At 65.5% G+C, this 24,869-nt stretch carries 23 protein-coding genes and 1 pseudogene; 2 read left to right on the forward strand and 22 right to left on the reverse strand.

What is annotated here, in order from left to right; translation table 11 throughout:
* Nucleotides 1-6: 6 nt before the first annotated feature.
* Both ACHQ4I_RS41395 and mobF read left to right on the forward strand, forming a co-directional pair.
* Nucleotides 7-393 carry a hypothetical protein gene (locus ACHQ4I_RS41395; protein WP_420777377.1) on the forward strand — a complete coding sequence of 129 codons (387 nt, stop codon included), beginning with the start codon at nucleotides 7-9 and terminating at the stop codon, nucleotides 391-393.
* 321 nt (nucleotides 394-714) lie between these two features.
* On the forward strand, nucleotides 715-6,735 hold the full coding sequence (mobF, locus tag ACHQ4I_RS41400) for a MobF family relaxase (RefSeq protein WP_420777378.1): 6,021 nt from the start codon (nucleotides 715-717) through the stop codon (nucleotides 6,733-6,735).
* A gap of 234 nt (nucleotides 6,736-6,969) precedes the next feature.
* On the opposite strand, the gene ACHQ4I_RS41405 is transcribed toward mobF, so the two are convergent.
* The 22 genes and pseudogenes from ACHQ4I_RS41405 to ACHQ4I_RS41510 all read right to left on the reverse strand — a co-directional run bounded on the left by ACHQ4I_RS41405 (nucleotide 6,970) and on the right by ACHQ4I_RS41510 (nucleotide 24,843).
* On the reverse strand, nucleotides 6,970-7,338 hold the full coding sequence (locus ACHQ4I_RS41405; RefSeq protein WP_420777379.1) for a hypothetical protein: 369 nt from the start codon (nucleotides 7,336-7,338) through the stop codon (nucleotides 6,970-6,972).
* Between the two features lie 867 nt (nucleotides 7,339-8,205).
* Nucleotides 8,206-8,373 (reverse strand): hypothetical protein, encoded by a 168-nt coding sequence (locus tag ACHQ4I_RS41410; protein ID WP_420777380.1) that lies wholly within the window; start codon nucleotides 8,371-8,373, stop codon nucleotides 8,206-8,208.
* Nucleotides 8,374-8,475: 102 nt separating this feature from the next.
* Nucleotides 8,476-10,293, reverse strand: a complete 1,818-nt coding sequence (locus ACHQ4I_RS41415; protein ID WP_420777381.1) for an acyl-CoA dehydrogenase family protein — start codon at nucleotides 10,291-10,293, stop codon at nucleotides 8,476-8,478.
* A gap of 153 nt (nucleotides 10,294-10,446) precedes the next feature.
* Nucleotides 10,447-10,953 carry a hypothetical protein gene (locus tag ACHQ4I_RS41420; RefSeq protein WP_420777382.1) on the reverse strand — a complete coding sequence of 169 codons (507 nt, stop codon included), beginning with the start codon at nucleotides 10,951-10,953 and terminating at the stop codon, nucleotides 10,447-10,449.
* A gap of 9 nt (nucleotides 10,954-10,962) precedes the next feature.
* Nucleotides 10,963-12,216 carry a cytochrome P450 family protein gene (locus ACHQ4I_RS41425; protein ID WP_420777383.1) on the reverse strand — a complete coding sequence of 418 codons (1,254 nt, stop codon included), beginning with the start codon at nucleotides 12,214-12,216 and terminating at the stop codon, nucleotides 10,963-10,965.
* Nucleotides 12,217-12,228: 12 nt separating this feature from the next.
* On the reverse strand, nucleotides 12,229-13,335 hold the full coding sequence (locus ACHQ4I_RS41430) for a cytochrome P450 family protein (protein ID WP_420777384.1): 1,107 nt from the start codon (nucleotides 13,333-13,335) through the stop codon (nucleotides 12,229-12,231).
* A gap of 266 nt (nucleotides 13,336-13,601) precedes the next feature.
* On the reverse strand, nucleotides 13,602-13,802 hold the full coding sequence (locus ACHQ4I_RS41435; protein WP_420777385.1) for a hypothetical protein: 201 nt from the start codon (nucleotides 13,800-13,802) through the stop codon (nucleotides 13,602-13,604).
* A 321-nt stretch (nucleotides 13,803-14,123) separates the two neighbouring features.
* Complete coding sequence (locus ACHQ4I_RS41440) at nucleotides 14,124-15,020, reverse strand: phosphotransferase (RefSeq protein WP_420777386.1); 897 nt, start codon at nucleotides 15,018-15,020, stop codon at nucleotides 14,124-14,126.
* A complete protein-coding gene (locus ACHQ4I_RS41445; RefSeq protein WP_420777387.1) occupies nucleotides 15,017-16,435 on the reverse strand; it encodes a helix-turn-helix domain-containing protein in 1,419 nt (472 codons plus the stop codon). Before ACHQ4I_RS41445 ends, ACHQ4I_RS41440 begins: the two co-directional genes overlap by 4 nt.
* A 375-nt stretch (nucleotides 16,436-16,810) precedes the next feature.
* A complete protein-coding gene (locus ACHQ4I_RS41450) occupies nucleotides 16,811-17,470 on the reverse strand; it encodes a hypothetical protein (RefSeq protein WP_420777388.1) in 660 nt (219 codons plus the stop codon).
* Nucleotides 17,467-17,670 (reverse strand): hypothetical protein, encoded by a 204-nt coding sequence (locus ACHQ4I_RS41455; protein WP_420777389.1) that lies wholly within the window; start codon nucleotides 17,668-17,670, stop codon nucleotides 17,467-17,469. Before ACHQ4I_RS41455 ends, ACHQ4I_RS41450 begins: the two co-directional genes overlap by 4 nt.
* 164 nt (nucleotides 17,671-17,834) lie before the next feature.
* Complete coding sequence (locus ACHQ4I_RS41460) at nucleotides 17,835-18,236, reverse strand: hypothetical protein (RefSeq protein ID WP_420777390.1); 402 nt, start codon at nucleotides 18,234-18,236, stop codon at nucleotides 17,835-17,837.
* The gene (locus tag ACHQ4I_RS41465; protein WP_420777391.1) at nucleotides 18,233-18,724 is read right to left on the reverse strand and encodes a hypothetical protein; all 492 of its coding nucleotides are present in this window, start codon (nucleotides 18,722-18,724) and stop codon (nucleotides 18,233-18,235) included. The genes ACHQ4I_RS41460 and ACHQ4I_RS41465 overlap by 4 nt, the downstream gene beginning before the upstream one ends.
* A 41-nt stretch (nucleotides 18,725-18,765) precedes the next feature.
* On the reverse strand, nucleotides 18,766-19,557 hold the full coding sequence (locus tag ACHQ4I_RS41470) for a DNA glycosylase family protein (protein ID WP_420777392.1): 792 nt from the start codon (nucleotides 19,555-19,557) through the stop codon (nucleotides 18,766-18,768).
* 8 nt (nucleotides 19,558-19,565) lie between these two features.
* A complete protein-coding gene (locus ACHQ4I_RS41475) occupies nucleotides 19,566-20,297 on the reverse strand; it encodes a TetR/AcrR family transcriptional regulator (RefSeq protein WP_420777393.1) in 732 nt (243 codons plus the stop codon).
* Between the two features lie 49 nt (nucleotides 20,298-20,346).
* Nucleotides 20,347-20,598: pseudogene (locus tag ACHQ4I_RS41480) on the reverse strand (cold-shock protein); the annotation flags it as partial.
* 118 nt (nucleotides 20,599-20,716) lie between these two features.
* Nucleotides 20,717-21,199 carry a hypothetical protein gene (locus ACHQ4I_RS41485; protein WP_420777394.1) on the reverse strand — a complete coding sequence of 161 codons (483 nt, stop codon included), beginning with the start codon at nucleotides 21,197-21,199 and terminating at the stop codon, nucleotides 20,717-20,719.
* Complete coding sequence (locus ACHQ4I_RS41490) at nucleotides 21,196-21,684, reverse strand: hypothetical protein (protein WP_420777395.1); 489 nt, start codon at nucleotides 21,682-21,684, stop codon at nucleotides 21,196-21,198. Before ACHQ4I_RS41490 ends, ACHQ4I_RS41485 begins: the two co-directional genes overlap by 4 nt.
* Nucleotides 21,681-21,992, reverse strand: a complete 312-nt coding sequence (locus ACHQ4I_RS41495; protein WP_420777396.1) for a hypothetical protein — start codon at nucleotides 21,990-21,992, stop codon at nucleotides 21,681-21,683. The genes ACHQ4I_RS41490 and ACHQ4I_RS41495 overlap by 4 nt, the downstream gene beginning before the upstream one ends.
* The gene (locus ACHQ4I_RS41500; RefSeq protein ID WP_420777397.1) at nucleotides 21,992-22,336 is read right to left on the reverse strand and encodes a hypothetical protein; all 345 of its coding nucleotides are present in this window, start codon (nucleotides 22,334-22,336) and stop codon (nucleotides 21,992-21,994) included. The genes ACHQ4I_RS41495 and ACHQ4I_RS41500 overlap by 1 nt, the downstream gene beginning before the upstream one ends.
* A 100-nt stretch (nucleotides 22,337-22,436) precedes the next feature.
* On the reverse strand, nucleotides 22,437-22,760 hold the full coding sequence (locus ACHQ4I_RS41505) for a hypothetical protein (RefSeq protein WP_420777398.1): 324 nt from the start codon (nucleotides 22,758-22,760) through the stop codon (nucleotides 22,437-22,439).
* 1,186 nt (nucleotides 22,761-23,946) lie between these two features.
* Nucleotides 23,947-24,843: an aminoglycoside phosphotransferase family protein gene (locus tag ACHQ4I_RS41510; RefSeq protein WP_420777399.1), complete on the reverse strand. Its 897-nt coding sequence runs from the start codon at nucleotides 24,841-24,843 to the stop codon at nucleotides 23,947-23,949.
* Nucleotides 24,844-24,869: the final 26 nt, after the last annotated feature.

Consider the following 24,869-nt stretch of genomic DNA (forward strand, 5'->3'; position numbering starts at 1 on the left):
CACGTGATGCACCGATACCCGCCCGGCCTACGCCGCCTCACCCGAGCATGGCGCCGCGCGTTCGCACCGCGCCGCCGTGCGGTCATCGTGCAGGTGTTCCTTAACCGCGCGCCGCACTCCTTGCTCCACGGCTACACCCCCGCCGCGCCGCTGGTCCTCGCGTACGAGTACACCGTCCCCGCCGCAGCCGCACCGGCCGATGCGGTGATCCTCGAACGCGCCTTCGCCGCGTTCAACGGCCACCCCGAACACCCCGACGACCACGCCCACGCCGACGAATGGGCCGACAAACGACTGCGGTCACTGTCGGTCGGCGACGTTGTCGCCATCGACGACCGCCACTACGCCTGTGAGTCGGCCGGGTGGACGCGCGTCGCCGCACCGCTCGCCTGAGCGCTCGCACCGTCGGCGGCCGGGACCGCTCACGGTCCCGGCCCTCTCACCGGCACCTCCCGCCCACCATGTCTGTCTCACTCTTCACCTCACTGCCTCTCCACACATCACCCCCATCCATCCACCCGCATTCCTCACCTCCTACACTTCTTCTACTACTGAACTCACTTACTCCTCTCTCTTTATCTCTTTCTCGCAAGCACACCTCTTGCATCCAGGAGATAACGATTCGGTAACGACCTGGGGATATGCTTGATTTGACGAAAAAATAGTCACTTCCAACCCCTAGCGGTAATTGCCTGATGCGTGCCTGATGGATATATGACCGCGACAATTCATAAAGTCGTGGCAGGCAATGGCTATCAGTATTACCTGCGTAATGTCGCCACGAACGATAATTCCGCTCGCGGCCGGTCCAGTCTGGCCGACTACTACTCCGCCCACGGCGAGGCACCAGGGCGCTGGCACGGCACCGGCCTGGGTTCTCTGGGCATCACCGCAGGTGATGAAGTCACCGAAGAGCAGATGGAATCGCTGTTCGGACTGGGTCGCCATCCCAACGCCGACGCGATCGAAACCGCTGTCTACGACGAGCAGATACGCCTCGGCGCGAAGCACAAGGACGCCACACTCGCAGCCGATAAAGCCTCTCGTTTAGGTAATCCATTTCGTGTCTATGCGGAGGTTTCCGAGTTCCGGAAACGGTGCGCGAAGGCATACGAGCGACACAATATCGCGCACGGATTCGACCCGCACGACGCCATTCCCGATGCCGAACGTGCGCGGATTCGCACCACTGTCGCGACGCGAATGTTCACCGAAACCTACGATCGCGCGCCGTTGAATGAGCGTGAATTGTCGGGGTGGGTGGCGCAGAACTCGCGCCCGACCACCACCGCGGTCGCCGGTTTCGACATCACGTTCTCGCCGGTGAAGTCGGTGTCGGTGCTGTGGGCGCTAGCCCCCCGCGCGGTCGCGGAGAAGATCGAGGCCGCACACCAGGCCGCGATCGGTGACGCACTCGCCTGGCTCGAGCAGCATGCGGCGTTCACCCGGTTAGGGCGCAACGGGATCCGGCAGGTCGATGTCGAGGGCATCGTGGCGACACAGTTCACCCACCGCGACAGCCGCGCTGGGGACCCGGACCTGCACACCCACGTACTGATCGCCAACCGGGTGCGCACCCTGGACGGGCGATGGCGCACCCTCGACGGTGCGGCGATCTATCAGGCCGTGGTCACCGTGTCCGAGATCTACAACACCCGCTTGGAGCACCACCTCGAAGATCTCGTCGGGGTGGAGTTCACCGAACGCGATTGCACCGATCCCACCAAACGGCCTATCCGCGAAATCGTCGGTATCCCAGCCCGGTTGATCGAGGCGTGGTCGCGGCGCGAAGCCGCGATCAAGGTGCGCCTGGGTGAGCTCGCCGCCGACTTCCAGCACCGGTTCGGGCGCGAACCGATCCCGGCGGAAATCTATGACCTCGCCCAGCGCGCCACCCTGGAAACCCGCCCCGCCAAACACCAACTACGGTCACTGGCCGAGCAGCGCGCCAGCTGGCGGGCGGAAGCGGTGGCGCTGCTCAGCGGCCGGGAAGCGCTGTCGCGGATGGTCGCGGCGGCAATGAATCCTATTCGTGTGCCGCGTGTTTCGGTGTCGGCTCGCTGGATTGCGCACACGGCTGAGCATGTGCTGGAGGTGGTGGCGCAGCACCGATCGACCTGGCGGCCCAACAACGTGCGCGCCGAAGTCGAGCGGCAGATCCGCGGCCGCATCCGAGGCCAGGATTGGCAACAGGCCACCGAGGCCGTACTGACAGAAGCGCTCTCGCCGACGCAGTCGATCGAACGCGGCGACCCCGATATCGCTGACGCACCCGAGTTGCGTACGGTGCCCGCGCTGTTGCGTCGTCGCGACGGCTCCAGCGTGTACACGGCTGCGGGTTCTCAGCTGTATACCTCAGCGCGCACATTGTCGGTGGAAAAGCAGCTGATCGAGCTGTCGGTGCAGTCCGGCGCCCGCCAACTCACCCCCGCGCTGGTGACGGCTGCGGTGCGCGACTTCAACACGCTCAACCCGGATCGGCCGTTGAATGCCGGGCAGGTCGGTGTCATCGAAGGATTCGCCACCTCGGGGTTACGGGTGCATACCGCCAACGCCCCGGCCGGGTCCGGCAAGACGACCGCGATGGCTGTACTCACCGACGCGTGGCACACCAGCGGCGGGCAAGTCCTCGGCCTGGCGCCTACCGCTTCCGCCGCTGCGGTGCTGGGGGACTCGATCGGTGCCCGGGTGGAGACCGTCGACAAGGTCCTCGATGTCCTGTCTCGTCACACACCGCGTCCTGACAACCCGGCTTTGGATCGCGAGGTCCCGCCGCCGCTGCCGCAATGGGTGCTGCAGATCGGCTCCGACACGCTCGTGATCGTCGACGAGCACGTCAAGCTCGGCAACCTCAAACGGCTTCGACTGCTGCGTTTTCTGGCTTCTCGTGGGGCGACGATCCGCTGTATCGGCGACAATCAGCAGCTGCCCGCGATCGACGCCGGCGGTGCCGACGCGGACATGAACGCCGCCGCCCCCGAACACACATTGACCCTGACCCACGTCGTGCGCTTCGCCTCCACCGCGGAGGCGACGGCCAGTTTGCAGCTGCGCGAAGGCGATCCGGCTGCTCTGGGTTGGTATCTGGACAACGCTCGCGTGCACGCGGGCCATCACGGAGCGACCCACGATGACACCTACACCGCCTGGGCCGCTGACCATCTCGCGGGCCGCGACGCGATCATGCTCGCCGCAAACCACGACGTCGTCAAAGCGCTCAACGCACGCGCCCGCACCGATCGCGTCACCCGCAGCCGTGGTGTCGTAGGCGCGGAATGCGAACTCGCCGACGGCTTGGCGGCCTCGGTCGGTGACACGATCCGCACCCGCCGCAACAATCCACGCCTACGTTTGGGCACACACGACTGGGTGCGCAACGGCTACGCCTGGACCGTCACCGCCGTCCACGACGACCGCAGCCTGACCGCCACGCACCTGCGTTCCGGCGGAAAACACGGTGCGAGTGTGCGGCTTCCCGCCGACTATGTGACCGCGCATGTGCGCCTCGGGTACGCCACCACGATCGATTCCGCGCAAGGAATCACCGCCGACACCTGCCATGTCGCGCTCACCGGAGGCGAATCCCGGCAGCAACTTTACGTCGCACTCACCCGCGGCGTGTACGCCAACCATGCCTACATTCCGACCGCGTTGGACGGCAGTGAGGGCTCGTTTTGGAGTGAACCGGCGGTGTTTCCGCGCACCGCAGTCGAAGTTTTACTGCGCATCCTCGGCCGCGACGGCGCACAAAAATCCGCCCACACCCAACTACGCGACGCGCTCGACCCGCGTACTCGGATCGGGAGCGCGCTCGATATCTACCTCGACGCACTCGGTGTCGCCGCCGAACACGCCCTCGGCGCTGATGGTCTGGAGCGTCTCGACGCCGCCGCGGAGGCATTGCGTCCCAACCTCACTGACAGCCCCGCCTACCCGGTGTTGCGTCAGCATCTGGCGATGATCGCGCTGTCTGGGCGCGACCCGATCGCTGCTCTGCACACCGCCGCGGGTGTGCGGGAACTCGACACCGCCGATGATGTTGCCGCGGTATTGGACTGGCGTCTGGACCCCTCCGGCGCGCACTCCACCGGCACCGGACCGCTGCCGTGGGCACAAGCAATCCCGCGCGGCCCGCGCGAAGGCCTCGACTCCACACAACTCACCCCACGCGCCCACATCGTCGGCGACCTCGCATCCCAGATCCACCGCGACATCCACTGGTGGACTCCCGTCACAGCGCCGCACTGGGCGCGACCGCTCGTCGGCACCGATCCGGGGCTGCTCGGCGAGCTCGCGGTCTGGCGGGCCAGCCTGCACGTCGACGACCGCGACATGCGCCCCACCGGACCACCCCGCTACGGCGCGCTCGAACGTGAGCACCAAACGCTACTCGACGAGCGAGTCACCGATGCGCTCGGCGATATCCATCTGCCGGTGAACAAGTGGGCCGCCACCGTGGAGCGGTTGGAGGCCCGCGTCGTGACCGACCCGTATTGGCCCGTCCTCGCCGACAAGATCGAAGTCGCCTCACGCGCCGGTATCGACATCGAAGCGTTGCTCACCGATGCCGCGGCGCTGCGGCCGCTTCCCGATCAGATGCCCGCCGCCGCGCTGTGGTCGCGCCTGGAATTGGAACCCTCCGCCCTCGACACCGGTCTCGGCCATCCCAACCTGCGCCCGGACTGGATCACCGATCTGCGCACCGTGCTCGGTGAGGATGCCGCCGACCGCGTCATCGCTGACCCGGCGTGGCCGCGCGTGGTCGCCGCGATCGACCGCGCGACCGGAACCACATGGACACCCCAGCAACTACTCACCACCGCGCACGAACTGCTCCTCGCAGCCCAACCCGACGACACCTCCAGCCTGCGCCCCGACCAACTCGCCAGCGCTTTGGCGTGGCGCATCGACGCACTCCTGCACCACACACCTACCCAAGACCGCGACCGGTCGACCGCCGACGCGCCTGCTCGCGCGGATTCGCCCGAATCCAGCACATCCCCTGATGCGCCACCAGACCCCGAACTCAACCAGGAAGGCCGCCAGACAATGACCCCCGAACCTGCGTCACCACCGGCATCCGATGTCGACATCGGAACCGAACCCGTGACCGGTGAGTTCCCCGACCGTATTCGCGAGGTGGCCGAACTTTTCCGCACCGGCCAGATCGCTGCTGGCGTCGATGCGTTCGGCGAGCTCGCCGATATCGCTACCGATGAACAACACACAATCTTCGCCGACATCGCCGAAACCCTCTACCGCAATGCCTTTCCCGTCGCTCGCGCACGGTTGCGGTGGGCCGCCGAGCGAATCCCTGAGCATCGTGCACTCATCGAAGCATGCACACCAGACAGCGACCCGCACGTCTACCAAACCCCCACCCGCCCAGCCGAACCCGGCTACCGCCGCGACCGACGCCGCGAAGTCGCCCGTGACCACCCCGACCACATCGACCCCGATGCACGTCGCGAACAACTCACCGACGCACAGATCGATGCCCGCCACGCCGAGCAGGGCTACCACGACACCCGCGCCGACGTCGACGACCAGCCCTACGACAACGTGGTTCCGGACGGGGTTCTGCATGACTACTACCGCGAGGTGTTACCCGACGCGCGGCCGAAGCACCGCCCACTCGATTACGACCGCGCCGCCCTACCCGACACCCGCGGATTGGGCTGTGTCGCTTGTGGTCTGGAACGCACCCGCACCGACGTTTCCCCCGTGCCGCCGCGCCGCGCCGACGACGGGCTATGCGGCGAATGCCGCGACAGTCATCAGCCAGGCATCCCCGACCACGATCCCGCCGACCACATCGCCGCACGCTGCACCCACGTCACCGCCACCAAAACCCGCGCCGCCGCGCGCGCCATGCTGCGCCGCGACTGGCGCGCCACCGGCAACCCAGCACACCGGGCCGCGATCGAAGCCTGGCTCCACGATCACCCAATCCCCGACACCACCCAGCCATCGCGCTCGGTCGACCCCGCCGACCCAGCATTCGACGATCCTCTCTACGTGCTCACCGACGCTCAACTCGACGAGCACATCACCCAACTACACCAACGCCTCGCCCTCGCCGACACCGAGACATTCCTGTTCAACCCACCCCAGCACCCACCCGAAAATCAGCCAGACCCAGACGATCTCGCCCGCCGCCACACCGCAGCACAACAGGCGATCCGCGGCGCCCACACCGCCGACCAGCACCTCCACACCGCCGCCAAAGCCTTCCACGCCGTCGTGACCGAACTCCACGACGCGCGCGCCGATCTCGACGCCACACCCACTTACCGACGCGGCCAACGCCGAGCACTGCAAACCCGCATCGACACCCTGATCGCCGAACAAACCACACGCGACCGCGAACACAGCACTGCACGCGCCGCCGCACGCCAGGCAAAACGCGACGCCATCCTCCTCGCCGGTACCCCCGACGGCTGGGACCAACTCTTGAACACCGCCCCTGAACAACCACCGGGCACCGACCAACACCACACCGAAGCGGGGGCCCACACCAGTGAAGAAGTCCAGACCCGCGTCGCCGACATCAACCAACAGCTCGAGAAATACCGCACCGAGCAACGCCGCCGACGCAACCTCACCGACACCCAGCTAGCGCACGAACAACACCATCGACAGCACGCTGAACTGGCAGACGAATTCGGCCATGAAAACAGCACCGACCACAGCGGGCCTGTCAATCACCTTCCAGACGATGACCTCGGACTGTAAGTACTGAACGAAACAGCAGAACCGTTGGTCGCTGATCTCGCCACCACTTATCCATGTGTCACGCGAAATATCGTGTCACGCCACGGATCGGGCGCTGTTCATCCGAAACGAGCCGATACCGGCCACGGCTCCGCCGCATACCCGAGCCCCACGACTAAGCACGGCCGCATCCGCCGATGGCGCACGCACCCGACACCACCAAGCCACACCGATCCAGAGATCTCCGCACTGTCGTTACGAGAGGCCGTCGTAGCCATCCGCGGAATCGAGCAGGTTCGCCGCGATCTTGCATGCCTGTGCTTCTGTCACGCTGGTCAGCCCGTCCGGCAATATCAACTCCAGGAAGACATGCCGATCCCCGTCTACATCCGCCGCCTTCACCCGCACCCCGACCGCAGCCGACGGCTCGGGCCCCGACACCTTCACCGACACCACCGGACCGTAATGCTCCACCAACGCACCCGGCTCCGACGGATCCAGGTCGCGATGATCAACACACCACAACGGCCGACACATCGGCACCGCGGACGCGACACCACACACTTCGGTCCCGACAATCAACCACTCAGCCAGCGCACGCGCCTGCCCGGAGGTCAACTCCACATGACCAACACCTGGCACGACGAGACCAATTACGCGGTGCCGCACACCATCACAGTCCACGGCAGTCAACCGCACAAAAACACGCCGCTGTGCACTGGACGAAACCATCCCCGAAACAGGAACCGACAACTCCGGACCGTAATGCACACAACAAGTACCGGGCTCATCCAGATCGCGATGCCACACACACCACACCGGACACGAAAGAACAATGGCCACAATCGATCCCCCCCATGGCGAACGAAGTCGGTCAGGCTGAGCCCCACCGCAACCCACTGTAACCAAACTGACGCCAAACGGTGACCGCCGACCCATGACATCGATCTCAATGAGCCTGCACGCCAAAGACATAGCGGCAGACGCAGCACACCGGCTACGCCGATGACCGTAAACGACCAGTTCGACTCGAAAGAGCCACCTTCTGGACGTGAACGGCATCCCAAGTCCGCCGATAGTCCAACAACTATGGTGGGCGCGACACTGAGTCAGCGGTCGCCGTCTGGGCTTTCGTCGAGGAGCGGAACTTCTTCTACCGTGCCGCCAGCGCCAGCGATGATTTCCCGGTAGTGGTACGCGCTCCACCGCGCCCCCGGCCGAACGCAGCTCCTCGGCCGCGTCGACGACTGCCCCCGTCCTGTCCTGGCTCGGATCCGACGGCCCGGTGAGGCGCTCAGCCCGGAAGACGTCGACCTGCGACAGCGTCTGATCGCGCAACGCGACGAACTCTCCGATACCGACCCCGACGGCAACGACTGAGACCACCGACCGTCCTGGGCGACCGACTCGGATCGCCCGCGCCGCCGCCATGCAGGTGATCGGACAACACCGTGCCGACGTCCGGTGAGCGTCACGCCCATCGCGGGACCATCAGACCGGAGGAACCGGTTCGGAATCCGGTGCGGCCGAGGTTTCGAACCCGGCCGGATTGGCGGCCCGGAATGCGGTGACCCGGACCCCGGGGAGCATTCTGGGACAACGTGGCTTCGGGTGTGGCAGCCCGCGCACGGTGCGGCGGCTGTGCTGCTGGTCGCTCACGTTGCGCTTTGCTCCTTCCGAGCCGTGGTGCGGCTGCGAGCGCCGTTGCTCGCAGCCGCACCCATCAATCACCGGCGCAGCCGACGGGTCGGGTAGCGGCGGTCATGGTGTGGTGCTTGCGATGAAGCTGTCGGGCGCCCAGCCGGTGAGCTGCTCGTAGGGTGCGAGGTAGTTGTCGCCGCTCAGCGGTGAGCCGGGGAGGTCGGGGACGTCGAGGGCTGCGCATAGGTCCGGTATGTGAGAGATGAGGAAGCGCTGGCGCGTGGCGAGTGCTTCCTCGATCGAGGCGTTGTGCTCGTTCCAACCCTGGACCGGGTGGGTGTTGTACCAGCCGCTGTGCAGGTAGTAGATGAGGCCGAGCGCGAAGGTCTCACCGACGGCGATGAAAAGGTGTTTCGCGAGGGGGTCGGTGGTGGCGGCTGCGGCGATGATCGGGGCGATCGCCATTGCCCGGTCCCCGGCGGAGACCGCCAGTGCGATGGCCGCCGTGCCCGGACCCACGACCGGCCCTGCCGCCATGAGGTCACCACGGCGCAGGCCCTCGGCGATGGCCCGCTCCCGCTGGACGAGAAGTTCGACCGGCCACGGCAGATCGGCCGGTGTGCCTGGCAACTGCGGGGTGGCGCCGCCCAGTAACGCCTTCCCTGCTTTGATCTGCAGGACCTGTGTCTCCCCCTCCGCGACCATGGCCCCGAAAATATTCTCGTGCCACGCACCCAGGCGGCTCAGCACGGTCGCGCCATGGGAGGCGGTACGCAACCGGCACATCAGCAGCACCCGCTCCGCGAGCTGTGTCATCGTGGTTTTGGCGAGCATCGACCACAACCCCATCGCGGGGTCGCTGTTGGTGGTCGCCGTACGCATGTCGCGCAGATGGCGGCCCAGGATGCTCGCGCAGTACACGGCGGCCAGCCCGGTCGCCTGGTTGTCTTGTACCGCATCACGGTCGGCCATCACCGTGCCCGACCCTGGTCGGCGTTGCCGGGCGAAATTGTCTAAACCGTGCAGGGCGGCGCAAGCGCTGTATACAGAAGCGGTCGCCAGGTCGAGGCGACCATCCCCCAGTGGAGTGACGGTGCGATGGAAACGTTCGCGTGGATCAGCGATATCGCATTTGAATCGACCGTCCTCGGTGAAACGGGCCCAATCCCCTACTAGCAGTGCGTCTTTCGGTACCCAGAAATTGCGGAACCGGAAGATCGCGTGCCGCATCGGCGTGAAGTTCTTGTCCGGTATGTCGACGATATCCACACCGTCAGCCAGGCCCTCTGCGGTGCGCAGACGCACAAGAAAGGCCAAGACGCCCTCGTCACTGCCGCCTACGTACAGGCGGGCGATGGCCACGACGATGTTCGGCACGTCGGGGTCACCGACATTCGGCATCGAGTACGCCGCGCGTATGTCTGGTGTGCGCAGCCAGAACCCGTTCGTCGCCAGATCCCACACCGCGAATGTGCGGTGGTCGGCCCCGTTGGTGCCGCCGAGCTCGGTCAGAGCCAATACCCCTACTGCGGCACCGGTATCGAGATCGGCGAGGCACTGCTGTTGATACTGCGTGCCGGTCCCGAGCGTCAGAATCGCTTGTGTCACCAGGTCGATGTCCCCGGTTACCAGCGGCAGCACGTGGGTCGCGCTGATGGCGGACTCATCACAGAACACACCCCGCAACTGGGCGTCGGCAGCGAGGTCTCGCACGGGCACGCCGAGCCCCTCGATCGCCGAGCGCAGCAGAACGGGCCCGCGCGCTGCGTGCTCGGCATACGTCAGGCCCGACACCGGGAGGTCCTCTACCGCCCTTACCGCGTCACGGACCCATGCCCGCTGAACGGTATCCGGGCCGAACAACGCGGTCCGCAACGCCTCGACAGGTTCGCTACCGACGTCGACGCGTGCAGTGGTGGTGGTGAGATCGATGGTCATGCTGGAACTCGCCTTCTCGCCAGGCGACCCGCCGACTGCTTTAGCCGCGCGGCGTGCCGCCGAATCATGTTGGGTTGCGATACCTTTCGTGTGCGTTCGGGTCCGGGGAATGTCATCGGTAGGCCGAGACGTCATGCCGCCCGGTCTGTGTGATCAGGGCAAGAGACCGACGGCTTGGAGGGCTGTGACCCCGTCGCGGGCGACTACGCGATGACGGGTGATGGCGCTGAGCACGGCGAAAGCTTCTTCCGGCCGCCAGGATTCGCACACCCCGGCCAGTTCGCTCCAATCGGCGCGCCACCGTTCGTTGTGGTGCGCCACCATGGCGCCGGTGCGGACCATGGTCGCCATGGTTTGACCCGGGTGGGGCCACCACCGGTGGTCGAACCGCGCGATGGGGGTGTCGATGACGTCACACAGTGTCAGCGTCAACACCTCCGCCTGCTCCGGATTCCACGCCCGGCACACGGCAGCCAGCTGCTGGGCGAAGAACTCCAGATAGAAGTGTGGGTCGTCATTAAGAGCCTGCAGCTGCAGCTGGGGCAGGGTTCGGTTGCAGCGATGGTGGTCGATGAACGGGCGCCAGTAGGTGTCGAGGAACTGGTGCGGGACCTGGTTGCCGTCGCGGTCGAGGGCTGGCGGGCGCAGTACGTCGATCATCTTTGTCCTTTACAGAATGTGTTGGGGAGGCGAGGGCGGGAAGATGACCGGCAGTGTGGATAGCGCGCGATGGAGCGGGCCGGGCCGCCACTCGAGTTCTTCGGCGGGGACGGCGAGTCGCATCTCTGGGAGGAAGTCGAGCAGTTGGTCGATAGCTGTCTCCCCCATCAGCTCAGCCACGATGCGGGCCGGTTTCGGGCACGCGTGTGGGCCCGCACCGAAGGCCAGGTGTGAGTCGTTGCCGGTGTACTGGCCGGTGTTGACCTCGGGGCTGCTGTTGCACGCGGTCATGCTGGTGATCACCGGCTGATGCGCGGGCAACCACACCTTGCCGGCGAGGATGGGCTGGACCGGATATGTGAGGCAGTAGCAGGCCATCGGCGGGTTGGTGAACAACACCTCGGCGAGCGCGGCACTGGTCGAGGGCGGCAGGCCACGGTTGAGGCCCGCGATGAATCGGAGGCGATCGGTCAGCATCAGCAGCAGGGTGTTGGCGATCCAGTTCTGCGGCACCTCGATCGCGGCCGAAATGATCGTCAGCAGTTGCTGGACCATCTCGTCATCGGTCAGTTTCGCCGGATGCCGTACCAGCCGTGTGGTGACGTCGTCGCCGGGATTGGTGCGCTTGAGCCAGGTCAACTCACGCAAGGCCGAGTCGAACAGTTCCTCGGCGTTGTCCTGTCCATTGAATAGCGCCGCGCTGGCGGCAACGAGCTGCTCTCCGAGTTTTGGTGTGCACCCGATGATCTGGGTGATGACCGCGAACACCACCGGCAGGCAGTATTGGCTGAGCAGATCAGCCGAGCCTGACCGGCAGAACGTGTTGACTTGGGCGACGGCGGTGCGCTCGACCAAGGCGCGCAGCCCGTATTGGTTGATTCCGGCGAGGGCGTCGTGGGTCGCCCGGCGGAAGCGCACGTGTTCTTCGCCGTTGCTGCGCAACGCGTTCGGCCGGTACGCGAGCATCGCCAGGATCGGCCATGTTCGGTCGTGCAGTGTCTTCTGCCACTCGCGGGGGTCAGCGGAGAAGTGGTCGGGATCGGTGAGAATGTTGATCGCGGTGCGGTAGTCGATCACCAACGTCGCGGCCAGCCCGGGTGCGAGTTCCACCGGCACCAGCGCACCGTAGTTCTCGCGCATCTGCTGGTAGGCGCGGTGTGGGTCGGCCGCGAATTCGGGTGTGTAGATGCTGACTCGAGGCCCAAGGGCTTCGACCGGGGTCCCTTTGGGTTTGCCGGGCGCCGGGAGGGTGTGCTGGGGCACGAGGGTGGTCTCCTATGCGAGCGGAAGTTCAAGCGGCGGGCATGGGGAAAACGTGACCGGCAGCGCTGTGAGCGCGCGATGGAAGGGCCCCGGTAGCCACTCCAAACCGGTGCCGTCGGGAACCGCGAGTTGGATCTCGGTCAACGCGTCCAGCAGCAGAGTCAGAGACTTGGTCGCGATGACCGTCGCCAATGATCGCGCTGGGCAGGCGTGGATACCCGCGCCCCACGCGAGATGGGAGCGGTTGCCGAGGTGGTCGTCGCTGTGCACGGCCGGATCGGTGTTGCAGGCCGACAGGCTGATCAGCACCGGTTGATGTGGGGGCAGCAGCTTTTTGGCGACGATCTGCATCTGCTGCGGAAACCGTGGGGCCATGGTCGCCAACGGTGGATCGGTGAACAGCACTTCATCGATCGCGTCGGTGACCGACAGCGCCCCGTACAGAAGACGACCACCGAACCCGTCATCGGTCAACATCAGCATCAGAATGTTCGCGATAAGATTCCAGGTCGGCTGACTGCCGGTGGCATACAACATCGCCAGCTGATAGGTCGCCTCAGCGTCATTCAAACTCGCAGGGGGCCCGATCAACCACGACGTCGCATCCGCTGCCGGGTCCAGACGCTTGGCCATCACAGCATCGGCCATCGCCGTGATGAGTTGGTGGTTGCCTACCTTGACCGTTTCGGAGTCGGTGGCGGCCCGCAACACCATGATCGCGTCGAGCGCGGCTTTCCCGGTCTCTGGCGATAGCCCCAGCAGCCAATTCAGTGTCTGCCCGACGAGCGGGATGGCGAAGTCATCGAGCAGATCGACATAGCCGTGTTCGCAGAAACCGTTGATCAGCATTGTCGTGATGTGCGCGACCGTGGAATCCAGGCCGTACAGGTCGACACAGTCGAGGGCGGCGCTGATGGCGCGCCGTAGGCGGGAGTGTTCTTCGCCGGAGCTGCGCAAAGTGTCGGGTCGCCATCCCAGCGTGGGAAGTGCCGGGCATTCGGGAGGTACTCGTTGCTGCCAGCCACGAGGATCGGCCGGATATCGCGGGTCGTTCAGAATGCGCAGTGCCTCACGGTAATCGGTCACCAGCGTGGCCGGAACCGCGGGCGCGATACTCACCGCCGCCACCGGCCCCTTTTTGCGCATCTTCCGGTACGCGGCGTGCGGGTCGGCTGCGAAGTCCGGCCCGTATATCGCGACCCGGGGCTCGGAGGTGTCGACAGGCGGTAGCGGAGACGCTGGTTGCCCAGTGGTCACTGATATTCGGCCTTTCACTGTGAGGCACGGACTTTGGCGCGAGACGTAGACGTCTTGCAGTCCCGGCACGTCCCCGGTGCAGTCGCCCCCCTAACGGCGACTGCACACCGATGGATCATGCGAGCCAGCTAGTCGTCCCAGCCGTCTTGGGCGTTCACCCCGCCGCTGTATGCGGCCGCTGCGAGGTACTGGCGGCACTGCGGACCATGCCCGGAGTGAGTCGCACGCACGAAACGGGCTTCATCGATCGACCCGAACCGCACGTCGCCCGGGGCGGCGCAGTCGGCGTGTCCGACAATCCACAGCTCTCTGTCCACAACCGTGGTCATGCGCGCCTCCCAGGTAGCCCGACAGCATCCGGACACCGGGCCCGCCGTCCGCCACGTCCCGGACAGCGGGCGGCTCACGACGTTGTGACCGAAGCGAATCCGGTGCCGGATGCCTGAATTAGACTCGCGCGCGCGAAGGGGGCATCCAATCCCTGGCAGGGATATCCCTGCCAGGGATCGCATTCGGGAACCTTCAACTATCTCGCCTGGCCAGATGCCGAAAAACCCTGCGCGAACACACCATTGGTCGGACAGGAAACTCCCGAACTTCGATGGTGCGGGGCGAGTGCTCGGCCGCGCACCCGATCACGATGGCGGGTCTCAGTGCACCGGGCGCCAGAGCACGGATCGGTCGCCGCTGCGCAAGGATCGGACGCGGCGGTGGAGTTCGTTCGCGGCGGCTGGTTTGTCCGGCGCTAGACGGATGTAGGAGCCGATCGAGTGCAGTTCGACGATGTCGCGCAGCAGGACCCAGCCCGGCCAGGTGAGCATGTCGTAGCCGTAGGCGGCGGCGAATTGCTGCCGATAGCAGTCGGATTCGTGGAAATGGTCGGGAACCGTGCCGATCAGGTCCAGCTCCCGGGGGCCGGTACTGGTGCCGTCCCAATCGATCAGCACCCAACCAGCTCCGTCGCGGACCGCGTTGCCGGAATGTGCGTCGGCGTGGATCAGCCCGATTCCCAACGGCCACTGCGTGTCTGCGAACGCGGCGACCAGGTCATCGGCCCGGCTCCGCAGCCACATGCGGTCGGTGGCAGACAGCGCCGGGCGGGTGCGGCCCTGGTCGATGTCGAGTGCTTCGCCCAGGCGCAGCAGCGGCCGGTAGGCCGGTATCGGGGCGGACTGCGGCGGATCACCGACCTCGTGTAGTCGCCGCACCAGCGCGCCGAGAGTGGCCGGATCGGTGGATCCCTGTGTAGGCCGGTACGGCCAGAAGGTGGCCACTGCCCCACTCGCGATGACCGGTTGTGGCCCCGGCAGCGGCGTCAGCGCGATCGGATCATCTACATGCGACAGCCATCGAGTCACCGCGACAGCTGCGGTAGCGCGTTGACACCGCAGCTCGGTCGCGGGCGCCAACCGCACGACGACTGAACCGACCAGCCATACCGCGTTCGATCGGTGATGCAGCATCACCGCATCCTCGGCGCCGGCAACACCGAATTCCGCGCACACCGCACCCAGAGCGTCGCGGCCCGGCAGACCGCTGTCGATCACTTCGCCTCGACGACGGCGTCGCTGATCTGAGCTCGCAGATCGGTGACCAGAGAGTCGCGATCATATTGGGCCGCAATCCGATTCAAATCGCCCAACCGGGTGTAGCAACGTCGCGAGGTCAAGCCAGCGATCTGGGTGATCGCGGTGTCACAGTATCCGGCGGCGCTGTCGTGGTCACCGGCCTGCAGGCACGCTCCAGCCAGGGTCGGCAGAGCGACGGCCTTGCTGCGGGCGTGTTCGAGGGCGTGGCCGTCGACGGCGGCGCTGAGTAGCTGCACCGCTTTCGGGGCGTGGTCCCGATCGTGAGTCGAGAGCAGGTAATACGAATGCCCGTGCTGGGCGGAGATTTCGGCGGGAGTGATGAACGCCGCCCACGGGGCGAGGCTGCTTCGGTCCACCTTCGCGTAGAGGTTCTGGGATTGCTGGATAAACCTGTGCACTGCGGCGGCGTCACCGCGGGCTGCCCAGCACCACGCTGTCACCGACGCGGTATACGCTTCGGTGACCGTAGAGACCGGATGGCGGCGGCTACTCGCGGTCGCGGTCGCGGTCTGCGCGAAACGCAATGCGTCGTCGAGCATCTGCTGCTGGTGGTCACGTTCCGCACGGGTTGGGGGCGTCCACAACGGCCGCCACAGATGCAGCGCCTGGTGCGCCAAATCCAGCAGGATCGCCACCGACAGATCCGTGCTACGCGGGTGATCGGCGCCCTGACCGGCGGCCCACAGAGCATAGGACCACAGCCGGCGCGCGGCGTCATGATCTTCCACGTCGTAGGCCAGCCAACCAGTCACCCACGCCAGCTCCGCCGTCGCCACCCACAACCAGGGCCGCAACACCGTGCTGCACTCGGCGTGCTCGTAGGAGCGAACCTCATGCAGCTGCGCCAGGGCAGCATCGCGATACAAGCCGCTGCCACGGGCCAGCCCTTGGCGGCGAAAGAAGTCGGCGACTTCCTCGATCGCTTCGATGTCGTTGGCGCCGATCAGTGTGCGCCGTGAGGAATTCACTCGCGTGGGAAGTTGACCGCCGAGGCGATCGAGTTCCGGGTGCAGATTCGAGCCCAGCGCAGCCGCCGTCGCCAGGTTGAGGAAGTCACGTCTGTACACCCAACTCACCTCCTCATCGACCAGGCTACGCGGCTCGCTCCAGAAACCCATCGTGCTCGCGGGGATCCCCAGTGCCATGGAGATCCGTGCACCGAGGGAAAGCCCGATAACCTTGTGGCCCCTGTTCTCGATCTCCGAGACCCGGCCCTGGCTCAGCCCCACCAGGTGCGCCAACTGGCCTTGGCTCAACCCCGTTTCTGTCCTGACCGCGCCGAAAACACTCCCGAAATCGTGGTGCGCCAACGCCTTACGCATAGATTGTGAGTCGAAGAATCCCGGTGGGATCAACCGCTTGAACCCCGCCACCGATGCACATTCTGTGCACAATTCGCCCACCTGCCCCGCAGTCAACGATCCACTGCACGAGCGACAACGTCGTCTGTTCATCCTCTGGCCCTCCCCATCAATGTGTGCCGCTGCGCCGCTGTGCGGATTCTGCTGGCGTCCAACAGATGTCGCGATCAGTGAGTGACGTGCAGACGGCTGGCGCGTTGGGCCCGACTGGTGGGGCCGTATTCAACTGTTCGTGGTCTTGGGCAAGCACCACTGGGCAACCGACCCTCACCCGGCCCCGCCCCACCCGGCGCTAGTTCCGTCACTGTGACGCGGCGCGATGATGTCCTCAGTTGCCTTGACGATGTCTGGATCCCACGTGCTCCCGGCTCTCACGCGCACACCGCCTCACACATCCAGCCGTGTAATGGATTCGGTCACCAGCGCGTCCAGATCGAGCATGTTCCAACTGCACCAACCCATTTCGCGTCCGGCCAGGACCGCTGATGCCAGGGCCGTGGTGATCGGGAACCGTTGGGTATGGCGATCAGGATCCAGATACCAGCTGTGCACCCACAATTGCCGACAGGTCCGGACAAGATCGACATGGGAAACGGTGAGATCGTAGGCGGTGTCAACCATGACGCGTTCGAGGTCACCGCAGGCGTTGATGTTCTCGCGCTCAGGCCACATCTGGATCCAGCTATCGATGCTGGACAGAGCCTCGGGGTCGGTGATGTCGTGACTGAGTTTCGCCAGGCCGGTCAGCATGTCGTGGCCGGTGATGACCTCAGCGTGAAGGTCGATCTCGAACAGGCGGTCGTCGATGATCCCCCCGAAGACCTCGGGGGTGTAAGCGGAGGAGTCCAGCAGCTCGTAGTCGAAGACGAAGCCACGCCCGTCGTTGAGGTCGAGTGGGTGATCGGCGTCGAAGCGGACATACACCAAACCGACGCCGATATCGGTCACCGCCATCGAGGCCACCACAGGTCGGCTGCCACATGTCGCTCGCGGATCACCGAACGGTTTGCCGGGCCGCAACATATTCGTTTTCGTCATCTCGATCATGGATGTGCTCCCGCAGCGCCGACGATGTTGATCAGTTCATCTGCCGCAGGGCATCCAGCGGGTTCGCCAGATGGGTCGTCGACGGTGAAGGCTGCCCGCAGATACGGCCAATTCGCTTGCAGATGCCCCTCGTCGACGACCAGCACATCCGGCACGTCCAACGAAACTCCCGCGTCCATCGGCTGTGTACTCCCCTTCATCAAGTGCCGAATCCTGGCGCTCCGGCAACCGCTGTCGGCCCCGACCGGATCCGTAGGGTGGTCAACCACGCCGTGGCGTGTGGACCCGGCGAGCACAGGGGGCGTCGCCGGCATCGGCGGCGGTGTGAACGTCGGTCCCGGATCAAGGTGGGGCAGCGAGTCATTCATGATCGAGGTGCCCGCCGCAGTCGCCGCCTGGTTCCTCCGGGTCGGTCGCTCCCATCGTGCGGTGGCAAAGATTCCGGCACGATTGCGCCGTGGTGGCCGCAGGCTTGGAGGTCGGCGTGGATCGCGGCGATAATTGATGGCACGTGATTGCCGATTGCCAGCGCCTTGGCCGTGGATTCATCACCACGTGCCCGGGACAGGATGTCGATGGCTTCCTCGAGCCCGCTCATGTAGCGCACCTGATCGTCGCGATTGGCGAACTCGACCGCGCGGGCGAGCGCCATGGTGTATTCGGCGCCGTACTCGCGGGTCAGCTGCGTGATGAATTCCTGGGTTCGAGGCAGCGGATTCCCTTCTGCGGCATCCACAGTGACCTCTGGGGGACGGTGATCGCTCATTTGTGTCTTTCTGGTTCAGGGCCGGGAACATAGGCAGACCCGACGAGGCCCGCGCCGAGGCGAAGGCCCGTGTCGGGCAGTCGTCGGCGGCCGAGGCGTAGTTCGTCGATGAGGTCGCGGTAGGCATCGCCCATCTCGTCCAGACGCAGCTGCGCGTCGTAGAACACTGGCTCCGGCGCGTGCGCGAGCGCGATGTAGGTGTGGACGCTCAGCTGGGCGAGTTGGTCGATGACCTGGCCCATGGAATGGGTGTGTAGTCGCGCATCGGCGAGAGGCGCCGGAACCGCCAAGGTGACCCACAGATCCACCGACTGCATCAACCGGCGGCGGTGTCGCTCGAAGTTCCCGAGCATGCGGTGCGGTGTCTGCTCGCGGGCTTGGTGCAGCACTGTCAGCTCAGCGGCTGCCTCGAGCATCGGATTCGTGGTGGCGGTCGGCAGGCCCCGGCACGCGGCCAGTAGCTCGTCCTTGTCGGGCAGGCCGGTCATCGGGATTCCCGCCGGGTGTCGGTGGCAGCGAAGTGGATCGTTCATTGATCTGCCCGCCGGATCGGTTGTCCGTGTGTGATGCCCCATGCGTAGGTGAGCATCGTCCACGCCGAGGTTTGTTCTCCGGTGATCTGTTCCCACGCGGTTTTGAATGCTGGTGCAGCGCGGGGCCATTCGCGGTCGGGGTTGAGTTGGCGCGCCCACTGCCCGATCGCGGTGTCGGTGTAGGGGTAGTGAGAGAAATCGTTGGTGTAGTCGGCCACGGTCACGCGTGCGGTCCAGGGGCTGAGCTTGGGGATGGTCTGCAATGCGGTCACCAACTGGTGGGCGGGCAGTTGTGTCCACTGTTCACCGTGGTCGAGGTAGGCGTGGGAGGCGGCGTGCAGCCGCGGCATCGGGTAGCTCACCCCGATATCGGCGCACGCGGTGGCCGAGAGCGCCAGCATCCGGTCGGGGCTGGGGAACTGCCAGGCGGTCAACCCGTCGCGGGTGACCGGCTCGCCGTGGGTGCGGCACAGGCGTTGCCAGCGGTAGCGGGCGTCGCTGGACGGTACTGCGTGCCGGATGATCGCGGCGGCGAGCGCGTCCCACAATGACGGATTCGCCAGCCGCGTAACCGTTCCCGCTTCCTTCAACGGCGCCAGCAGATCGTCGGGACCGAACAGGAACTTCGGCGCCATCGTCTCCATACAGATCCCGACATCGCCGGACTGGAACCACAGCTCGTGGCTCTCGTCGTGCCCGACCGTGACCAAGCCCCCGGTGTCGTTGGAGGTGACGGCCCGGTAGTGGATGTCGTCGTCGGTTCGCAGCCATCCGGGGTGGTCGGTCATGATCGTGTTCACCGTGGGGTGTCCCTTCGGCCGGTGTCGAATTCGGTCACGGTGCCGGAGTCGAGTGCTGTGGCCGGTGAGGTGTCGGCACTCGTCGGGGCCTGTGGGTGGGCGGGGGCGAGGACGTGGTCGACCAGCAGGCGCAGACCGGCCGAGGTGGTGGCCTCGTCGAAGTCGATGGCAGCCCGACCGATCACGATCGTCAACAGCATCGCGGCAGCGATAGCTGGGGGCACGTCCGGCTCCATGCCGGTCTCGCGGATAGCGTTGGCGATGAAAGTCGTTGCGGTGCTGTGGATATCGCGCAACCGCATTTGCGTGTAGCGATATCGACCGGCTGCGGCGAGGGCGTATTCGAGGCGGATCCAGCCGGGACGGGTGATCGCGATGTGCATCCAGGTCGTGACGGTGCTCAGGAGGTGCTCGTGGTCGCGGACCTGATAACGGTGCATGCGGGCGTGGGCACGGCGATATAGCTGTTCGAGCACAGCGACCGCGAGTGTGTCTTTGGTCCGGAAGTGACCTAAAACCGCCCCGCGGCTGTATCCGGTGCGTTCGCCGATGCCGTCCGTCGACGTTGCTGGGTAGCCGTCGGTGAGGAACAAGACGGTGGCGGCATCGAGAACGCGCTGGCGGGTCCGCTGCTGGGTTTGCGTGCGAGACAAGCGAGGCCGGGTCACATTCGGCAGCGGCGTGGGATCGATCGCGGTCTCAAGGGTGTGTGTGGTGGGGTCGGTCATCTCCGTGGTGCTCTCCTGGTGCGGGCGGGGCTGGAGGCTGGATTCGTGGTCATCGGGTCAGGCCCGTGCTCGACCGGAGCTGGTCAGTCTTGGATGGGTTGGCAGCGCCCGGCCCAGGCCGTGCCTGTCGCTCGCTGGGAACGGGGCGAACGTTGATCGCTTCGGGTCCTTTGCGGCCCGCGACGATGTCGTAGGTGACCCGCACCCCGTCGGTGAGGCAGGAGGTGTCGGGGTTAACCAGCCCCGAGCAGTGCACGAACATGTCCGCCTCGCCGGGGCGCACGATGAATCCGAACCCGCGATTTCTGTCGAATCATTTGATGGCTCCCTCGGCCATGTCCTTCTCCAACTCCGTGGTGGTAAGTGACTGTTCCGGGCGCGCCCGGCAGCCTGGGCGGCGCGGTATCGCGTGGTGTGGTTCAGCGGCGGCTGTGTCCGGATTCCCACCACGCCGCGCACTGGCCCGACAGCGCCCGGTAGATCTGCGACCAGTAGGTGCCGGATCGGTGATGCAGGGCCAGGACAACCTGCTCCCGGACACACAGCCGGACATCGGTGTAAAGGAACCGCACCGTGGCTCGCGGGAGGCGGGGATCGGGGAACGGGTCGTTGAACCAATACCCATCGAGTGCTTCGGTCAAGGTCTCACCGAGGTAGCAGCCGAACCGCGTGAGCAGCGGATCGTCGGGATCGGCGGTTTCCAGAGCGGTGAAGCGGATGAGCAGCGCCTGTTCGGCGACACGGATTCCGTTCTCGGAGTAGCGGTCCGGCGGCAGCTGCGGCACGTCGTGGGTGACGAACCGGTCCAACGCGTCGGTCTTGTACGCGAGCCATTCCACCCAGACGGGGGCAAGCTGGTCATCCAACGACCGCCGCGACACACTCGGGTCGACCGCGCTCACCGCGAACCCACCTCAGTTGAGGCGGTGTAGACCGCCTCAACCACAGCGGCGAACGGCGGCCGGGTAGCGCCGTCGGGCAGGTGCATCCAGCACCGTTTCTCGTTGCCCGGGGTCGGCAGCACGATCAGCGCGCCCGAGACCAGCGGCACCGCACCATATTTGAACAAATCAGCTGTCAGCTGAGCGGTGTTGTCCGTCGGTGTTGGGCCGTCGGTCAGGAACAATCGCAGACGATGCCCGACCGAGAACACCGGCACCGACCCGGGGCCGAAAAGGGCTCTGACCCGCGCGCTGAGACTGTTTGGTGTTATCACCGCCGACACCGGCCCGGCGACCATCGTGATCGCATCGGTGCGCGGATCACGGAAAGTGTTGAACCCGAACTGCTCCCGATACACCCGCCGACGCTCATCGATCATCGCGCGTTCGGTGGCCGTGGCTTCGGCATTGGTGGTCTCAGGGGTGGAAACCGTTGCTGTGGTCACTGAATTGTCCTTTCGAATTCGACCGGGGTATTCACCAGTCGCGCAGTCCGCGCGGCGTCCTGGTGTGTAAGGGCGGCAGGTGGATGGCCACCCGAGGGGTTAACGGGCGGGTCGGGGTATCCCCAGAGCCCGCCGCAGGGCAGCGCGGGAGTGCCAGGGCGCACATCGTCGTCGACGGTGACCTCCACGTACTCGGTCGCAGCTAGTTCAGCGGCGACACTGTGGATTTGGTCGGCGCTGCCCTGGAAATCCAGTGCGAGCGGCCCGGACTCGATGTGGATATGCCGGATCCGGTGCGGGGGTCTCATCAGCACAGTCCCGAGCTGGCGATGAACTCACCCAGCGCGCCGGAGGCGTGGATGCGGGGCCAGTAGCCGGGCGGCGACAGGGTCCACACCTCGCAGTCGCGGCGCACCGCGTCGAGCCAGCCGGTCAGATGCAGTACGCTCGGCACGATCACCACACCGATTCCGGACGCAGCGAAACTGGCTAGCAGCACACTCAGGTTCGCCGAACGCATCACTGACACCGCACGCAGATCCAACCGCGCGTAGCGGGCAATCTCACGGATGGCCTGCACATCAGTGGCGACACACGGCTCGGATCGGTCCAAGTTCACAATCCCGTAGGCCCGCATGCGCTGCCCAGTCATGACCAGTCCCCGAAGGTCGAACCGCTCAGACCACCCTCATGCAACGCCGACGCAGAATCTGGCGGCCTGACCAGATCCGCACGCAGACGTTGCACCGTCGTCATCGCGGCCCCCGGTCATCTTGGACGGTCCAGAACCATATCTCCGCCCGCGCGAACCGCTGTCGCATTGTGTCCGGAATGCCTTGCAGATGCGCGCGGGAAGGTGTCACCGCGTGAAAGCTGTCGGTGCGCCGCATCTCATTGAGCAGACGTGCCGCCGCGGATCCGGGCTTCTCCGCCGCACCGGGGTCCTCTTCGGCCGAGGCATGGACGATGGCGCCAAGAGCGAACGACTGTGCGTGGATGAAGCTTTCGACACGATCACGCCACCCAGGCTCGGCCAGATCGTCTCGAACATAGACGTGCATTACCGCTGTAGCCACCGCGGCAACCTCCATTTCTTGACAGGAAGCTCCTTCGCGACCGGAGGCAGTGGTAGCTGCGGAGGGTCGCATGGCAGAGAAAGACGAAACGCGGCTCCGCGAATCGACAACCCGACTGGCACCAGCCACGACGCCAGCTCCAACGACGTCGGATCGTCACCGAGGAACGGGCTCGGAGCGCCCGCTGTGACAACAGCGAATCGAACCAGCGCAACGTCCTGAACGTCGGTAAACGTCCACCCGCGCAGACGGTCCTTGAACACCCACCGGCGACAGCCGAACGAGATAGCGCAACCGCCTGAACGAGCACTGACAATCGGGGTGTCTGCGTGTTTGACAGCCATCACACAGCCCCCCACTTGTTGTCGGCATCGGCACAACCGTGCCCGGACGCAGGCCGGTCGTGGCACTGGACGTCCCAACGTTCTCCACCCGCGTACTCGGCAACCCAATCAAGATCGAAGGCAGCGGTAACCGCGGCACCTCCAGGGGCCGCCGTACCGGCCGCACCCGCGGGCCCGACGACCGAACGCTGCGCCGTCGCTCCACGGCCAGTAATGGGCTGCATAGCCATCACCCCTGCCTGCCGTCGCCCGGCCGCAGAGCGCCTGGAGCGGGGACCAAGCGCGACGTTCGGCGGTCGTGCCGACAGCCACATGTGGCATCGGCGCACTCGATGGACAAATCGATGGCCCTGAAGGTGTTGTGAAGGAGGCGGCTATTTCGCAGCGGGTCTCTGTGCCGCGGGATTCCCACCGCTAGCCGGCGGTCCGCATCGAGTGGGCGGTCGTTGGCGCGTTTATCGGTGGAACGTCGGAACCTCGGCTGAGTCCCTTGGTCTCTGAGGTGCGGCGGCCATTTTCGCGCCGACCGCAGCACTGCTTCGTAGCCCGGAGTTCGCCTCTCGCTGAGCCCTCTACCTGCGATCATGTATTGAGTCAAGCGTCCAGAGATGGGCGCTCACAATGGCATTCGGCAGGGCAGATCCAGGTGTCGTAAGTAGGGCATGTCCAATGGCGCTGGGCGGATTCAAGACTGGCTGCGGAAGCAGCGGGCGCCGCCGGAAAGCGGAGGCGATGCGCCAATTACGTCACTCTCCACATCGAGCGAAGAATGTCAATAGGGCAGATTACTGCCGATGAGTAGCGTATGCCGCCCGGGGCACACCTGCTAAGGCTACGACTATCTAGCGGTAGAGGTTCCAGGTCGCAGTGCGGCGATCTGCTTTGAGCGTTGCGAGGCGGTGAGCATGCTCAGCGGCGACCAGGGGCCGTTGCCCGAGATCAGGCAGCACACTGGTAACCATCACCAGTTCACGGACGCGAGCCAGTGCTGGCCAATAGGGTTCGCCTCGGACGTCGGTGCCATAGACCTCGGCGAATTCACGATAGAAGTCCGTCCGGTCGAATCGAACCGCCCCCACCGCTTGCGGCACCAGATCCCATGCGAGAGGGCCGATTCCGGTTTCATCCAGGTCGCACAGAACCACTTGTCCAGAGCTGTCCCGCAAGAGATTGCCTGTGTGCGGGTCACCGTGCACGATACCGACCGACATCTTTGACTCCCACAACCGGAACTCATCTTCAGCAGCGGCCCATTGTTCGTGCAACCAGCCGACATCGTCAGGCGACACTGCTGGGTCGGCAGCATCCAATCGTCGCCGGGCGTTTTCGAAAGGGTCCCACTTGGGCAGAGTTGAATCGGGTTGGAGGCGGTGCAGCGTTTGCAGCGGGCCAACAAGATCCGTCGGAGTCCAACTCGGCTGTGTCGACAACTCGTGCCAGAAGGTGACTGTGAAGCCACCCTCGACATAGATCGGTTGCTGGCCGGCCATCAGCCTCGCGATGGGTGCGCCTTGGTCCGCAAGCCAACGAGCCACTCGCACGAGACGCGTTCCGCGGGCCTCCCCAACATCGCCTGCTCCGACACGTACCACTACCGGTGCCGATTTCAGCCGGAATACCGCGTTCACGGTGTACTTGATGAGTTCCGCCCCATGCGCATTCAGGCTCATCTGGGCGCATGCATCCACCAGGGCCGCGCGCAACTCCGCATCGCGACGCGGCGAGAGATCAGTCGCCACAACCACATCCTATGCTGTGGCCAATA

This window comes from Nocardia nepalensis (assembly GCF_048910785.1).
Taxonomy (GTDB): domain Bacteria; phylum Actinomycetota; class Actinomycetes; order Mycobacteriales; family Mycobacteriaceae; genus Nocardia; species Nocardia nepalensis.